This window comes from Pseudomonas sp. NDM (assembly GCF_003105095.1).
GTDB lineage: Bacteria > Pseudomonadota > Gammaproteobacteria > Pseudomonadales > Pseudomonadaceae > Aquipseudomonas > Aquipseudomonas moraviensis_A.
Genome location: NZ_QETJ01000042.1, coordinates 1 through 14,448, shown reverse-complemented (window position 1 = coordinate 14,448; position 14,448 = coordinate 1). Strand labels below are relative to the sequence as shown.

Below are 14,448 nucleotides of genomic sequence, written 5' to 3'. Positions count from 1 at the left end.
TCACTCCTACATTTTTGAAACGCGTTCCCCTGTGGAAGCGAGCCTGCTCGCGAAGAGGCCTGTCGAGTCGTTGCAAATCCCGGATCAGCTCAGACCCAGGCCACCGCCAACAACCCCGCCCCCAGCAGCGCACACAACGGCGAATACACCCAGGTATCCAGCCGCGCGAATCGCGAATCCTTCACTTCCTTGAAAAAACCGACCAGATTCGAATCACCGATCGCTCGGGCGAACATCAGTAACGCAATCGCGCTGATGACCCACTGCAGTGCCTTGTGCTGCACCGCAGGCACTCCCCAACCGACCCGCATGCAAACCAGCGCCGCGATCACCAACAGCGCAGCGGCAACTAACAGAGTCAGCCAGCCTGAAGGCTTGAACGCTGGGCGCACGGTGGCGACGAAGCCAGACACCGGCACCTGCGGCACCACCACCGCAGCCGCCCATTGCCCACCCAACGCCCAATACACGTGCATCAGGCCGATTGCCGCGAAGACCGTCACCAGCCATTGAGCCAACACAAAGGTCATGGTTGAAATCCTTCAAAGGGATTTGAACAAACCATCGTAGTCGGATTTTTTGCCGGTGCACGACCGGTCGGCGGTGCGGTACTTTGTTCGCGTTATTTCAGATCAGCCGTCACCTTGTCGGCCACATCCTTGGGCAGCCACGCTTGCCACACATCTGGATGCGCTTTCATGAACGCCACCGCCGCCTCACGAGGCGCGGTGTGTTTATCGCTCATATCCGCCAGCGCTTTGTTCAACGGCTCGATCGGGAAATCAACCTTGCTGAAGAACTCGGCAATTTGCGGATTCTGTTTCTGGAATGGCGTCGATACGCCGATCGACAGCTTCGATGCCAGCGAGCGGGTCGGTTTCGGATTGGGATTATCAGCGTCGGTCAGCGTCTTCCACGCTTCGGCATCGAACGGTGGCTCTTGCAGTTGCACCAGTTTGAATTTGCCAAGCAGTGGCGTCGGCGACCAGTAATAGAACAACACCGGTTTACCGCGACGAATCGAAGAGCTGATTTCGGCATCCAGCGCGGCACCCGAGCCGCTGCGGAAGTTGGTGAAATCGTCCTGCAAGCCATACGCCGTGAGCTTCTGCTTGTTGACCACTTCCGAGGTCCAGCCGATCGGGCTGTTGAGGAAACGACCCTTGCCCGGGCTTTCCGGGTCCTTGAACACATCCTTGTACTTCTTCAGATCCGTGACACTGCGCAGATCCGGCGCCAGCGGCTTGATGCCTTTGGCCGGGTCGCCCTTGATCACGTATTCCGGCACCCACCAGCCTTCAGTGGCGCCTTTCACCGTATCGCCAAGGCCGACGACCTTGCCTTCTGCCTCAGCCTTGACCCAGACCGGACTGCGCCCCGCCCACTCTTCGCCGATCACCTGAATGTCGTTGTTGGCCAGCGCGGTCTCAAGGGTAATGGTCGTGCCCGGCAAGGTATCGGTCGGCAAGCCGTAGCCTTTCTCGACGATGACCCGCAACACCTCGGTGATCAGGCTGCCGCTTTCCCAGTTCAGGTCGGCAAAGTGGATCGGCCCTTGTGCAGCCTGCAGCGATTGCGCTGACGTCAGCAAACCAAAGGTGGCCACGCTGGCAGCCAGTAACCGTCGAAATCCGTTCATGCATCGCACCTCGTGCTGTTCACAGCAATGGCAGTTGGCCTGACAGAAACGCAAGCCTCTGAATGACTCAGTCAACTGACTTTAGCCGAGGTTCCAGCTTTTTCCGGGGTCTGCTGCGCGCGAGATTACATTTCAGACTTTTCCTTCAGGCTTTGCAGCTCACGTCTGACCATGCTGGCGTAAGCCGCCGGTTGCAATGCGTAGATCTGCGACGCCACCCAACTCAGCCAGGCACCTTGCAGTTCGGCTTTTCGGGCGAGCAGGCGCTGCGCTTCTGCATGTGCATTGTCGAGGTTTTGCGAATGGAATTGCGCGCGGCTCACTCGCTGGCCTTGAACGTCACCAGTTCGCCCTTGCGCCATTTGGCAGCTTTGGCGGTGACGGCTTTCAGGGTTTTGGTCAGGCCTTCCAGCAATTGTTCATTGGCGGCAAACACGGTGACGACGCTATGGCCTTCCTTGAACAGGATCGCGTGACCTTCGGCCGTGCGGACAAACGCGTAATCGCCCAGGCCGTAGACCGTCAGTTTGATGTCGCGAAAACGAATGTCCATCTTGCCGCCTTCACGGCTGGGCAGAACCGATGCAATGAAATGGTCGCCGACCTTGAGTTTGAGCCCTGGTTTGTCATCGACTACCAACGCACTTTCGGTATCGATTTCGGCGATGTAAATGCCTTCGGCGTTTTGCTCGGTGATGTAAACAAAACGTGATTGGAATTGCTTGACCAGCTTTGCACGCAAATCACCCAGCACGAACAAAGCATGCATATCGAGGTTACTGACTGCCAAAGAAACATCCCCACATTTGAAAAACCGCGCAGCGAAAAACGCCCACGGCAAAGAAACGGCCAGGCCGATGAAAACTGCAAAGACACTCAAAAACCCGACGCGAGCAAAGCGCTCTTGAATCGCGAGGTTCGTAGACTACTGGATTGTCATTAGTGAAACCCGCTCTGAAATCGCCAAACCTTGAAGGAAAAAGCCTCAAGTGCGACTAGAGCAAATCTGACTACGAACTTTAGGGAAATTTCTCACGAAAAAAAGCACTTTTCCGACATATCGCTGGCGAAAAATTGCTTTAGATAAGCCCGGTCGTCAGCAGGTTCTGGCGATTCTAGAGCAGCGATGCTCATTACGACTACCCGCAACGGCCGTTAAATTCAGGCCGACTGATGAAAAGGACTTCATATGTGCACTTTGACTCATTTCGCCACGTCGGCTGACGCAGGAATCAGCACACCTCTGACGGTGCAGGTTGCCGACCTCGATCAGCTTCCGACATCTTCTAACAATCACCAAACCCCGCACTTTCAAGTGGTGCCAGCGGGCATCGCCTTCTTTCATATCAAGGAAATATCCACGGGACGTGTCAGAGGTTTCCGCGGCAATCACAACGAAGCGTGCGCCCTCGCCCGCTCGCTCGAATCAAAAATCGAACTCCGCGCCAGCGCATGCCTCTGATAAGGAAGTGAGCGAACAAGCCCTATCGGCACCGACCCAGGAGTAGATGATGGAACTGCCAACCGAGCTTAACCTGACCACCCTTTTCGAACAGCTGGGCCTACCGGCCGATGAAGCGTCGATCAATGACTTTGTCGAAGCCCATCCGCTGGACCCGGATACCAAACTGATCGATGCCGATTTCTGGACGCCCCAACAGGCGCAATTACTCAAAGAGTGGCTGCGTGCCGACGGTGAAGAAGCGGTCATTGTCGATGAGCTGAACGTACGTTTGCACCGCGGCAAATAAGGGCGATCAGTGCAGGCTGTCGCCGGGCTCGATGCTCAATTGTTCGAGCCAGGCAGCCTTGCACTCCTCCGCCTCATCGCGACTGGCGAAGGCTGTGCCGCGTCGCTCACCGTTGAGCAAAACCACCCAGCACACACTGCGCCCCAGCGCACGTAATCCGGCCGGCACGCCGCTGCCGATCATCACTGCCACATCCACCCTGCACTGCATGTGCTCTCCGAATAATTAGCTACCTAACTAAGTCGGCAGAGTAATGCTTTCCTTCGCGCGGAAACAGCAAGGGCCGTGCACAGATTCATTGCGCCAACGGTAACAATCTCAGCGCGGATTTTCCGGTTTGTAACCCAGACGCAACCCGCCCCAATGACGGCCCCTGATCATGATCGGCACCGACAAGTCATGCATCAGCTCACCCGTGTCGCGCGTGTAAGTCTGCAACAGCACCGGTTGTTGATGGCTGCCGCAACGGATACCCGTGCGGTCACTGAATTTGCGCTTGGTGCGGTTATTCACCGTGTCGACCTGCACATCACCTGTCAACGGCTGGCTGAATGCCTGATTATGCGTCGGTACATAACCCTGCTGCGTGCAGGCGATCGCGAACACCAAGCCTTCATGACGCGCTAACAGGGGTTCCTGAATCGCCGGCAAGACCTGATCGGTGTAACGATCGAACCGGGTCTGGAATTTGGCCGGTTCGGTGCCCGGAATCGGTTGGTAACTGCGGTCGAACAAATCATCCAGGCTGATCCGCCCCTGCTCGACATCCGCCTCGAAGCGCGCTGAGATCTGACTCGCACCTTCGCGCGCCAGGTCATAAATGCGCTGGTGATAGTCGTCCAGGCCCACCTCGGCCAAGCGTTCGCTGATGGTTTCCGCCTGCCCTTCCATCTGCACCGCTGCTTCTGCGAGGCGGCGGGTCTGTTGATCGCTGATCGCCAGATCACTGCGCATTTGCTCGATTGCGCTGAACAGCGCATCAAGCTGTTGGCGATTGGTTTGCGCGCCGCGGGCGATTTCGCTGACCTGGGTTTCGACGCCGGCTGCCAGTCGTGCGATGTTCTCCAAATGCTGGCCGGTGTGTTCGACCTGTTCCACACCAATGTGCAGATCGCTCGACAACTCGCGAATCTGCGCCACCACCTGCGCGGTGCGTTGCTGAATGTCAGCAACCATTTCGCCGACTTCGCCCGTGGCCGCCGCGGTACGCGCCGCCAACCCGCGCACTTCATCGGCGACCACAGCAAAACCGCGCCCATGTTCACCGGCCCGGGCCGCTTCAATCGCTGCGTTCAAGGCCAGTAGGTTGGTCTGGCTGGCAATCGACTGGATCACCAGCGTCACGCGCTGAATGTCGTCACTGCGCACACTCAAGGCTTCGATCAATTCGCGGCTGGCATTGGCGCGTTGACTGAGTTGCTGCATGCGCGCAATCGAGTCGAGCAATTCGCTACGTCCCGCCGCGCTGCTCTGATGCGCTTCGCTGGCGGCGTCGAGCGCCTCGCGGCTGAGCTGCGAGGTGGCCTGCTCGGTGGCGATCATCACTTCGGCGTTGCTGACGATCTGCGCCGCCGCGTCGAGTTGCGATTCAAGTTTGCTGGCCAGCGCCTTGACCGAGAACGCCACGCCGGCGGCTGACAGTGCGTTGTGACTGGTGGTGTAGGAAAGATCCCGGGTCAGTGCAGACAATGCGCTCGCACTATCGACCGCAACAGTGGCAGGAACGTTGCGTGAACGCAGGCGCGGCAGCCAGACAATCAGCACCGCCAGCGGCATGCCGAGGTACAGCGACCAGTCGGTCAGGGCCATGCCGGCGAGCAACAGCATCAGGGCAATGCTTTGCAGGGTCGGCGCGATCCAGCGTTCTTTCGGCAAAAGCACTGGTGCAGGCAGCGCCGCAACCAGAGATCCGTCTCTCGTCATCTCTAACACCCCACGTTTGTTCTCATTGTTGTACCTGCATTAAACGCCACTACAACGCCATTATCCATGGTCCGTTAGTCGTGGGTCTGTGGCAGGTCAATGGAACGGTTCGGGAAGAGTGCAGACGAGCAAAAGCAAAGATCGCAGCCTTCAGCAACGCCCGTGTAGGAGCTGCCGGAGGCTGCGATCTTTTCAAGGCGCCCTGTTGAAAGGGTCACCCCACAGAATCAGGCCTGACGCTGGTGCTTGTCGATCTGCTCGTGACGCTCTTGAGCTTCGATGCAGTACTTGGTGGTCGGGCTGATCAGCAGGCGCTTGAGACCGATGGCCTCGCCGCTGTCGTCGCACCAGCCAAAGCTGTCGTCCTTGATGCGCTCAAGGGCTTGTTCCAGTTGCGGCAGCATGCGCTGGTCGCGATCGATCGCATTGACCAGCCAGGTGCGCTCTTCTTCAACCGAAGCCGCGTCCGCCGGGTCAGCCGGGGTGTCCAGGCTTTCGATGGCGATACGATTTTGCTCAATGCGCTCGTGGGTTTCGACTTTCATGTTCTGCAACAGCTCGGTGAAGAAAGCGTGTTGCTCTGCATTCATGTAGTCATCTGCCGGCATGGCCAGCAACTTGTCCTTTGTCATTGATATCTCTATAAAAAAACGTGCATTAAGGCGAATAAGGGAGCGTTTCGGCGAACCGTGGGGGCCGTCGAAAAGGCATCGTTTTATTGCAAACGCCACCCGGCACTCAATTTACGAGGGGCGGCAGTCTAAGGCCCGATCAAGACCTCAGCAACAGTAAATACAGGGAATTTGTCCGACAGGACCAGGAAACTGCTCTGACACAGGCTTCACATGGCCATCGGAGTGCGTTTATAGCAAGAAATTCAGTCGAGCGGCTGTATATAGAAGACAAACGGCTAACCCCACAGCGTTCGTACGCAATATTTTTACTATGCACTGCATCGTTTCAGCAAAGCAGAACTGCAAAAGCCCCCCTAATATCAGCCGCAACCGAGCAACATTGCGGCGAGAGAGATTGCTTGCGTTAGGGCGAAGAGGCCCAGTGTTTTACATTCGGGGCCTGCTACGCAGTCCAGCGGGAGCAAGCGCCCTCGCCACAAGGTGATCGATCAGCCCGAAGGAAGATTTATGCCCCGCCCCGCTATGCCGGCTATCGACGAGCATTCACTCGCCAGCCCCCCGATCATTGCCGAGCGCCTGCTGCAAACGATTACCGACGAATACGACGCGCTGCCGCGCCAGACTGACAATTGCCTCAGGCTCGGCTAGGTTATGCGTTCCCACCGGTTCGACTTGAAGGAACGCGTCATGAAACTGATCGGCATGCTCGACTCCCCTTACGTGCGCCGCGTAGCGATCTCCGCCAAATGCCTGGGGATCGACCTCGAACATGAGTCGGTCTCGGTGTTCCGCCATTTCGAGCAGTTCCAGCAGATCAACCCGGTAGTCAAGGCGCCGACGCTGATCCTCGACGACGGCATGGTTCTGATGGACTCGACACTCATCCTCGACTATCTCGAAAGCGCATCCGGTAAAAGCCTGCTGCCGAAAGAATTGCCCCAGCGCGCCCAAGCCCTGCGCCTGATCGGCCTGAGCCTTGCCGCCTGCGAAAAAGCCGTGCAGCTGTATTACGAACGCAACCTGCGCCCGGCCGACATTCAATATCAACCTTGGGTTGAACGCGTTGAAGGCCAACTCGCCGCCGCGTTTACCGCGCTGGAAAAAGAACTCGAGCATCGTCAATTACCCATCGACGGCTCGCTCGCCCAGGATGGCATCAGCCTGGCGGTTGCCTGGAGCTTCACCGACCTTGTGGTGCCCGATCAGATCGACGCCGCACGCTATCCGCGAATTGCCGAATACACCGCCTACGCCGAAGGCACCGACCCTTTCCTCAGCACACCGATGAACTGACCATGAGCACCACCGACACCGCCGCTCCGGCGCTAAAGGAAATCTTCAACGCCGAGCGTCTGCAGCACATTGCTGATGAAATGAGCGCGGTGTACCCGGCATTCAAAGCCCAAGCGTTTCTTGAACATGCCAGCCGCGGGCTGGCCGAATTGTCGGTGATGCAACGCATGGCCCGCGTCGCCGAAAGCCTGCATGCAGTGCTGCCGCTGGACTACGAAGATTCCCTCGATGTATTACGTGAACTCGCGCCACGCCTGAACAGCGGATTCGTCAGCATATGCCTGCCGCATTATGTCGCGAGCTACGGTGCTGGCGCGTTCGATACTTCTATGGAAGCCCTGAAGTACTTCACCACCTTCGGCTCATCCGAGTTCGCCATTCGCTATTTTCTGCGCGCCGACCTTGAACGCTCGCTGGAACGGATGCATGACTGGACTCGCGACGAAAACCACCACGTCAGAAGATTAGCCAGCGAAGGCAGCCGCCCTCGCCTGCCCTGGTCGTTTCGGTTGGAGGCGGTACAGGCGGATCCGCAGTTGGCCGCCGGGATACTGGATCGGTTGAAGGCGGATGAGAGTCTGTACGTGCGCAAGTCCGTGGCGAATCATTTGAATGATGTGACGAAAGTGCATCCGCAGTGGGTGTTGGATGTAGTTGAGGGATGGCCGCTGGATAACAGACATACCGCGTGGATTGCCAAGCATGCGTTGCGGAGTTTGATCAAACAGGGGGATTCGCGGGCGCTGACGGTGATTGGCGCGGGGGCGAAGGCTGAGGTTGAGTTGCTGGATGTGAAGGTTGAGCCTGCTGAGGTGAAGTTGGGTGACGCAATCACGCTGTCGTTTGTGGTGAAGTCCACGGTGGCGCACGAGCAGAGGCTGGTGATTGATTATGCGATTGACTATGTGAAATCGAATGGCGGGGTTTCGAGGAAGGTTTTCAAGTTGAAGACGCTGGGATTAGTGGGGTTCGGGGCTGAGGTGGTGCGGCGTAATCAGGTGATCAAGGATTTTACGACGCGCAAGCATTTTGCCGGACGGCATGGGGTTCAGGTGATGGTTAATGGGGAACTGTTGGGTACTGCGGCGTTTGAGGTTTTGATTTGAGCAGTGTTTATTGACCCGAAGGGTCGATAGCGGATCATTGCACTGGCGGCCGTGCTTCGAAATTGAGCGCGGCGGCACAATGGACGACTCACGGCTTCAGCGGTTACCAACTGCCGTATGGGATGCCGAATTTTTCGATGTAACGTTTGGACTTTTCGCTTACGGGATATGCGTAGCGCCCTTGGTTCTTGCCTTGGCTAGGCCCTAGCGGTTCGATCTCCGCCTGTGCTCTCGCAACTTTGACCGGATGGTGGCACTCGTCTCTGACCCAAACCTGCACTACCCCTCCAGGCGCCAATCCCAAATAGACCGATGAAATATAGGTGCTCCGCTGCTCCGGTGTTTTCGCGCAGCGCTGGCTAACCGAAGTCCGCATCAGTTGCCTAGCTTCTTCCGGTATATCCACCCAGGCTCGATAGGTCTGAGGCTCTACGATGGACTGCCAGCGAACGAAAATTCGTTTTGGGAGATCAGCGCCGACCACCGCTTTTGCGGACGCGCCCACTCCGTCCCAGCCTCGGGCAGACTCAGTACCATCTTCTGGGTACCCGCCCGACGCAGAACCTCCACCCGTGCGCAGAAACGTCTTGCCCCTAATGTCTTCCACAGCAGTGTCTTCAACCCATACTTTCATGTAGTTGGGTTCGGTAAAACCGAGTTCCCACCATGGAGATTTAGGGTCGTTCTTTGCTGACAGCGGATCGGCATTACAGCCAGCCACAAAGAGCGCGCACAGCAGTGCTGTAAATAACTTCATTACCAAAGCGTCCAGTCAGGTACGTGTGGGTGCTTTACTCGGATTGCATCTTCCGTGGGGGCGTTGATGTAAACAGCTCTGATGCCACTTCCATCTCTCCTGCCAAGCGGATGGTTCCAATTGGCTGATGTGTGAATGTACTTGAGTTTGAGGATGTGCTCCTCCTCTGGCGTGGTGCTGTAGTCGCCGGCGGCAAAACGAGCACACATGGGCTGAAGCTCTTCAGGAACGGCGAAGTCTGGCGTCTCGGGAATGTCTTCGAAGCGAACGCCTTTGGCTTTGGCGAGTTGATGCATCACGCGCAGGCTCACTCTCGACAGTAACCCACTCACCGGACGCTTGAGTTGAACGGCGGCGTAGACTCGTTTGACTCGAGGACTCAGTCGATCCTGAGGACTGATCGGCATCAGTAAAGGAGGTGGTGTAACGACTTCAAGCATTTCGGAAGGCCAGCCATCAGCTAACCACTGATTTCTCACATTGACCGCATCCCGGTAGATCGATGTGGTGTTGATATCCGCGTAGTTGCCGACCTCTAGCGTTTGCATTGGGCTAATGAGCACACATTCTTCAGCTTCCTCAAGGTAACCGCCACCCACATCGGAATGCACACCTGGCAAGACAATTTCCGGATGATCCATCGCTACTCGATTGAGAGCGAAGTTAGCCCTGCACTCATCCCGCGCAGCCAACTGCACAACGTCGGTGAAGTAACGTCGGTCGAGGTAGAGTTTGATTCCTGTTGCGACTGCACTTTTGATATTGCCCAAATTGGACCATCCAGCAATCGACGGTACAGTGTCGAACAAACCAATGAAGCCCATGTTGATGTCGCTGTGGTATTGGTCGACAAAGGTCGAACTGAGCGCATCGGACTGATTGCGAAGAATCTCGCCCAAAGGGCCTTGTCTGCCACGCACAATCTCATTGGCGAAATGTCTGGCGGCTGCCGCACCGCGACTGAAGCCAAATGTATCGAAGGTCAACGAAACAATTTCACTACCGGGATTTTTGTCCAATACCTCAGTGATACGCTGTTCGATCACTGCGAAAGAGGATTGCACTCGCCCTGCAACGCCTGTTTCGCCACGTCCTGTACCGGCGCCGAATTTACTGTCTTCTTCACCCGAACGGGTACCTATGCCTTCGACGTAGACCATACCGAAAGCTTTCTTTCGTGGCCCCTCTCCCTCAGCGAGTCGCGTCGCCCCATACAGTTCGCTCAGCTTTTTCACATTGCTGACATCGTTACCATAGCTACTGTCCGGGTCACTCATGTAAGGCTGGCAGCTGGCGGGAATATCCTCAGGCGCAATCGGATGCTGAGCGCCACACAACAACCCAGCAGCAGAGTTGTTCGCATTATTCCCAGTACCATCAAAGAAAACCCCAATCCTCAACGCAATGCCGATTTTTTCAGGTTCGCGCGCAGGTTCTTTCCCGTACTTCTCATATTCCGCCCAACGCTCGGCATGAATATCGACGGGTTTGGCTTCTTCGTAACGATAATTTTTCGGGGGGTTGGGTACGTAGCCACTCATCCGTGATTCCTGGTTCTGATCCTTGAGAACGGCCCGAAGGGTGACAGCCGAGACTGGGAGACGCAAGCTGTGGCCGTGTGCCAGCCGGGGAGTGCCCCCTCGTCGGGGTGGGGGGTAGCTGGCGATTTCGCCGAACACATTCGCCACCAACGAAGGTCGCGGCCATACGCGGGTGGGTAGACCTGTAACTAGGCCCCCCCCACGCTAAGGTGTACTGCGCATGAGGGGTGACTGGGCGGACGCTTTCGCGAGCAAGCTCGCTCCCACAGTTTTTTTGTCTGGTTTAGATAGAGGGTGATTGGGCTGGCGTCATCGCGAGCAGGCTCACTCCTACAGGTTTGCGTCTGGCTTTGGATCAGGCGTCTTGTCGTTGGATACGGAATACGAGGCTTGGGGCTTTGCCGGGGACGTCGTCGAGATCGCCGAAGCGGTGCATGCCGATCTTTTCCAGTACGCGAATTGAGGCGACATGGTCGGGCCTGACCAGTCCGAATACTTCAGGTAAACCGAGGTAGTGGAACGCGTGGGTCAGCGCGGTTTGGGCGGCTTCTGTTGCGTAACCGTGACCCCAGGCTTCGACGGCGAAGCGGTAGCCGAGGTTGATGACCGGTTTGCCCAAATAGTCATGGGTAGCGATGCCGGCGAATCCGAGGATGTTGTCGGGGGCCTGGGTGCTGCTGATTGCCCACCATCCGTAGCCGTGGGTTGCCCAATGTTGCAGCCAGCGACTCAGTAGGGCTTGGGCTTGGGCGATGTCGGTCATTGGACCGGCGGGATTGAACTGGTTGGTTTTGGGGTCGCCGAAAATCGCGAACACGCTGGGCAGGTCTGCTGGTTGTGGGCGTCTGTAGATCAGGCGTGGTGGCATGTCTGACATGATCAGAACCTTTGAAAGGTGGCAAAACCGGGCTGGAGCACGAATCAGCATTCAAAAATAATACAAGAACAGCTTTCGTTCGCCTTGAAGAAAGCTGCCGATCGTTTTGCCATCGTCGGCAGCCGGCCCGGCTCGTCCGGTTTGTGCAGGGAGAAGGCTTACTTTTTTCTGCTCTCGTTGAGCCTCTGCATTGGGCTCTTGCCGTCTGTCCTGACGACCGGGATCGCCTGATAGCTCTTTTGGCCCGGGGGCATGATCGGGTCGCCGGGGAAGCGATAGTCGCTAAAGGCTTGCATGACTCTCTGATCGAGGGCGGAATCGCCTGAGCTTTGTAGTATCGAAAGCACCGGTGCCAACGCGCCGGGGGTGTACTCCAGCTGCACTTGCACCGGTTTGCTCGCAGGCGTCGAGCTGACGTTGCTCTCCAGAGACTTCTCTATGACTTCAACGCGTTTTCTGAGGCCGCTCTGCACACTGGCGACAAAAATTTTGTTGTAGCGCTGTTGCTGCTCAATCGTCAGAGTCAAGCCTTTACCGCGCAGGCGTTCGATGCCTTGCCACGAGGCATCGCCGAGGTACCGCGTTGCATTGAAGTAGTGCGTCAGCGCGCCTTGCAGATCCTGCGGGCCGCCTCGCCCTTCCTCCATGTATTTGGCCAGTTTAGCTTCACTGCGATGCTGTTCGGGTTTGCTCACAGCACGCTGATAAAACTGCCGTGCATCAAAGTCATTGACCGGCCCGCCGATGCCTTCTTCGGCCATCCGCCCAAGTTGGCCGTAGGCGCCGGGGTCTTTATCGGCTACGGACTGATACAGGGCTTTGGCTTTGGTAGTGTCCTGAGGCACACCGCGCCCTTTCTCGTACAGGTCGCCCAGCATGATCGTGCACGGCAGGTTACCGCTCTTGCTCATATCGCGGATGTAGCTGACTTCCAGCGAGCTAATGGATTTATCGTCCCAGTAAGCGAAGCAGCGCAGATTGGAGAGATCTGCGGTCTGGGTATCGGAACTGCTGCTTTTGCAGCCAGCAACGAGTGCAGTAAGCACCAGTACAGCAACAACCTTGTTCATGGATGGCATCCGTTGAAATCGTGCAGATTTCATCGGCAGGCAGGTGCGAAACCTGAAGTGTCGGTTATTCGAAAACACCAGAAAAACTCGTCGACACCATCGCCACGCAGCATTCGTCAGCTGCAGGCGAAATAAGCCTGTTGGCAACTTGAACGCAGCCGTTACTCGCCGCGGGACGAGGTCAGATCGATCGCTGATTCACCCGCGCCATCAACTGTTCAGCACTCTCCTTGCGCTCGGAATAGCGATCCACCAGATGCGCCTGCTGGCCGCGCAGCAGCACGGTGAATTTCACCAATTCCTCCATCACATCCACCACGCGATCGTAGAACGGCGAGGGTTTCATCCGCCCCGCTTCGTCGAATTCCATATAGGCCTTGGGTACGGAGGACTGGTTGGGGATGGTGAACATGCGCATCCAGCGGCCGAGGACGCGTAGTTGGTTGACCACGTTGAACGACTGCGAGCCGCCGCAGACTTGCATCACCGCGAGGGTTTTGCCTTGGGTCGGGCGGACGGCGCCGAGTTCGAGGGGAATCCAGTCGATCTGTGCTTTGAACACGGCGGACATGGCGCCGTGGCGTTCTGGCGAGCACCAGACCTGGCCTTCCGACCACAGCACCAGATCGCGCAGTTCCTGAACCTTCGGGTGGTCGACCGGGACGTCGTCGGGCAGTGGCAGGCCGGACGGGTTGAACACGCGGGTTTCGGCGCCGAAATGTTCAAGCAGGCGTGCGGCCTCCTCGACCAGCAAGCGACTGAAAGAACGTTCACGGGTCGAGCCGTAGAGCAAAAGGATACGCGGTTTGTGTTCGCCCATTAACGATGGCTTGTCTGCGTCGAACAAGGTTGCGTCGAGGTTGGGCAGATGATCTGACATGGGGCCTCCTTACAGCGCGCCGATGCGGTCGAGTTCAGCCTTCAGTTGTTCGCGAGTGAGCGAGTGAAACGGCAGATCGAGGAAGGCCTGACAGCGTTCGCCGATGCGCATGAGGGTGGCCTGGAATGCCGCGTCGATTGCAGCTTCGTCGCCCTGCACTTCGGACGGATCTTCCAGCCCCCAATGTGCTTTCAATGCCGGGCCGAAATACACCGGGCAGGTTTCCCCGGCGGCTTTGTCGCAGACGGTGATGACAATATCCGGTGGATCATTTTCGAAAGCGTCATTGCCTTTGCTGTGCAACCCGTCGGTGGCGATACCGTACTTTTGCAACGTCGTCAGGCTGCGGGGCAGCACCTGGCCTTTGGGGAAACTGCCAGCACTCACCGCTGTGAAGCTGCCGGTCGCCAAGTGATTGAACATGCCTTCGGAAAGAATGCTGCGGCAGCTGTTGGCCGTGCACATGAACAGGACTCGCATCGATGCGCTCCGTAAAAGTTGAAGATTCAGCAGCAGGCGCGTTCGCGCACGGGACGGCCATCCATGTACTGCAGGCGCGCGGCGTTGTCCTTGAGCCACTCGACATTGGCTTTCGCGGTCACCTGGAGGATTTCGCCGATCCATGCCGGCAGCTCCGGGTTCAGCCGGTAATACACCCACTGGCCCTGACGGCGGTCGAGCAACAAACCATTGCTGCGCAGTTGCGCGAGGTGGCGGCTGATTTTCGGCTGGCTGTCGTCCAGCGCACACATCAGCTCGCAAACGCAGAGTTCACCTTGCTCGGCGATGAGCAGAATGGCGCGGACGCGGGTCTCGTCAGCGAGGCTTTTGAAGACTTCGGTGGGGGTGATCATGGTGATCGGCTCGCCATATGCGGGAAACCGAATATACGGATATCCATATATTTATCAACTTGAAATGCGATTCCTTGTAGGAGTGAGCCTGCTCGCGATAGCGGTGTATGAGTCAAAGCTAG

Annotated in this window: 18 protein-coding genes and 1 pseudogene; 5 read left to right on the top strand and 14 right to left on the bottom strand. The window is 57.3% G+C overall.

The features are described from left to right. Positions 1–89: 89 nt before the first annotated feature. The 4 genes from DCO47_RS11630 to DCO47_RS11615 form a co-directional block, all read right to left on the bottom strand. Positions 90–530, bottom strand: coding sequence for a DUF3995 domain-containing protein (locus DCO47_RS11630; protein WP_064363488.1), 441 nt, complete (start codon positions 528–530; stop codon positions 90–92). A 92-nt stretch (positions 531–622) separates the two neighbouring features. Beyond that, a complete protein-coding gene (locus DCO47_RS11625; protein ID WP_064363489.1) occupies positions 623–1,639 on the bottom strand; it encodes an ABC transporter substrate-binding protein in 1,017 nt (338 codons plus the stop codon). 125 nt (positions 1,640–1,764) lie between these two features. Continuing rightward, a complete protein-coding gene (locus DCO47_RS11620; protein ID WP_116658139.1) occupies positions 1,765–1,962 on the bottom strand; it encodes a hypothetical protein in 198 nt (65 codons plus the stop codon). Continuing rightward, on the bottom strand, positions 1,959–2,429 hold the full coding sequence (locus DCO47_RS11615) for a hypothetical protein (RefSeq protein WP_116658147.1): 471 nt from the start codon (positions 2,427–2,429) through the stop codon (positions 1,959–1,961). Before DCO47_RS11615 ends, DCO47_RS11620 begins: the two co-directional genes overlap by 4 nt. Positions 2,430–2,828: 399 nt before the next feature. Here DCO47_RS11615 and DCO47_RS11610 point away from each other — a divergent pair, with 399 nt between their 5' ends. Both DCO47_RS11610 and DCO47_RS11605 read left to right on the top strand, forming a co-directional pair. Next, on the top strand, positions 2,829–3,101 hold the full coding sequence (locus tag DCO47_RS11610; RefSeq protein ID WP_042606707.1) for a hypothetical protein: 273 nt from the start codon (positions 2,829–2,831) through the stop codon (positions 3,099–3,101). A gap of 49 nt (positions 3,102–3,150) precedes the next feature. Then, on the top strand, positions 3,151–3,390 hold the full coding sequence (locus DCO47_RS11605; protein ID WP_116658138.1) for a DUF2789 family protein: 240 nt from the start codon (positions 3,151–3,153) through the stop codon (positions 3,388–3,390). 6 nt (positions 3,391–3,396) lie between these two features. Here DCO47_RS11605 and DCO47_RS11600 read toward each other — a convergent pair whose 3' ends face one another. The 3 genes from DCO47_RS11600 to DCO47_RS11590 form a co-directional block, all read right to left on the bottom strand. Next, positions 3,397–3,600: a hypothetical protein gene (locus DCO47_RS11600; protein WP_042606705.1), complete on the bottom strand. Its 204-nt coding sequence runs from the start codon at positions 3,598–3,600 to the stop codon at positions 3,397–3,399. Between the two features lie 108 nt (positions 3,601–3,708). Continuing rightward, a complete protein-coding gene (locus tag DCO47_RS11595) occupies positions 3,709–4,932 on the bottom strand; it encodes a methyl-accepting chemotaxis protein (RefSeq protein WP_371919868.1) in 1,224 nt (407 codons plus the stop codon). A 608-nt stretch (positions 4,933–5,540) separates the two neighbouring features. Continuing rightward, positions 5,541–5,945, bottom strand: coding sequence for a TraR/DksA family transcriptional regulator (locus tag DCO47_RS11590; protein WP_016775095.1), 405 nt, complete (start codon positions 5,943–5,945; stop codon positions 5,541–5,543). A gap of 510 nt (positions 5,946–6,455) precedes the next feature. On the opposite strand from DCO47_RS11590, the pseudogene DCO47_RS11585 reads away from it, so the two are divergent. From DCO47_RS11585 to DCO47_RS11575, 3 genes and pseudogenes are all read left to right on the top strand, one after another. Continuing rightward, positions 6,456–6,569 (top strand): annotated as a pseudogene (locus tag DCO47_RS11585) (MurR/RpiR family transcriptional regulator); the annotation flags it as partial. Between the two features lie 66 nt (positions 6,570–6,635). Further along, positions 6,636–7,241, top strand: coding sequence for a glutathione S-transferase (locus DCO47_RS11580; RefSeq protein WP_065616141.1), 606 nt, complete (start codon positions 6,636–6,638; stop codon positions 7,239–7,241). 2 nt (positions 7,242–7,243) lie between these two features. Then, on the top strand, positions 7,244–8,347 hold the full coding sequence (locus DCO47_RS11575; RefSeq protein ID WP_116658136.1) for a DNA alkylation repair protein: 1,104 nt from the start codon (positions 7,244–7,246) through the stop codon (positions 8,345–8,347). A 103-nt stretch (positions 8,348–8,450) separates the two neighbouring features. Here DCO47_RS11575 and DCO47_RS11570 read toward each other — a convergent pair whose 3' ends face one another. The 7 genes from DCO47_RS11570 to DCO47_RS11540 form a co-directional block, all read right to left on the bottom strand. Beyond that, positions 8,451–9,104 (bottom strand): DUF2931 family protein, encoded by a 654-nt coding sequence (locus DCO47_RS11570; protein WP_116658135.1) that lies wholly within the window; start codon positions 9,102–9,104, stop codon positions 8,451–8,453. Beyond that, complete coding sequence (locus DCO47_RS11565) at positions 9,104–10,645, bottom strand: DUF2235 domain-containing protein (RefSeq protein WP_042606700.1); 1,542 nt, start codon at positions 10,643–10,645, stop codon at positions 9,104–9,106. Before DCO47_RS11565 ends, DCO47_RS11570 begins: the two co-directional genes overlap by 1 nt. A gap of 355 nt (positions 10,646–11,000) precedes the next feature. Further along, positions 11,001–11,522 carry a GNAT family N-acetyltransferase gene (locus DCO47_RS11560; RefSeq protein ID WP_064363497.1) on the bottom strand — a complete coding sequence of 174 codons (522 nt, stop codon included), beginning with the start codon at positions 11,520–11,522 and terminating at the stop codon, positions 11,001–11,003. Between the two features lie 158 nt (positions 11,523–11,680). Further along, a complete protein-coding gene (locus DCO47_RS11555; protein WP_116658134.1) occupies positions 11,681–12,592 on the bottom strand; it encodes an SEL1-like repeat protein in 912 nt (303 codons plus the stop codon). A gap of 181 nt (positions 12,593–12,773) precedes the next feature. Beyond that, complete coding sequence (gene arsH, locus DCO47_RS11550) at positions 12,774–13,472, bottom strand: arsenical resistance protein ArsH (protein WP_042606697.1); 699 nt, start codon at positions 13,470–13,472, stop codon at positions 12,774–12,776. Between the two features lie 9 nt (positions 13,473–13,481). Then, positions 13,482–13,952, bottom strand: coding sequence for an arsenate reductase ArsC (locus tag DCO47_RS11545; RefSeq protein WP_064363500.1), 471 nt, complete (start codon positions 13,950–13,952; stop codon positions 13,482–13,484). 26 nt (positions 13,953–13,978) lie between these two features. Then, on the bottom strand, positions 13,979–14,326 hold the full coding sequence (locus DCO47_RS11540) for a metalloregulator ArsR/SmtB family transcription factor (RefSeq protein WP_042606695.1): 348 nt from the start codon (positions 14,324–14,326) through the stop codon (positions 13,979–13,981). Between the last annotated feature and the right edge of the window lie 122 nt (positions 14,327–14,448).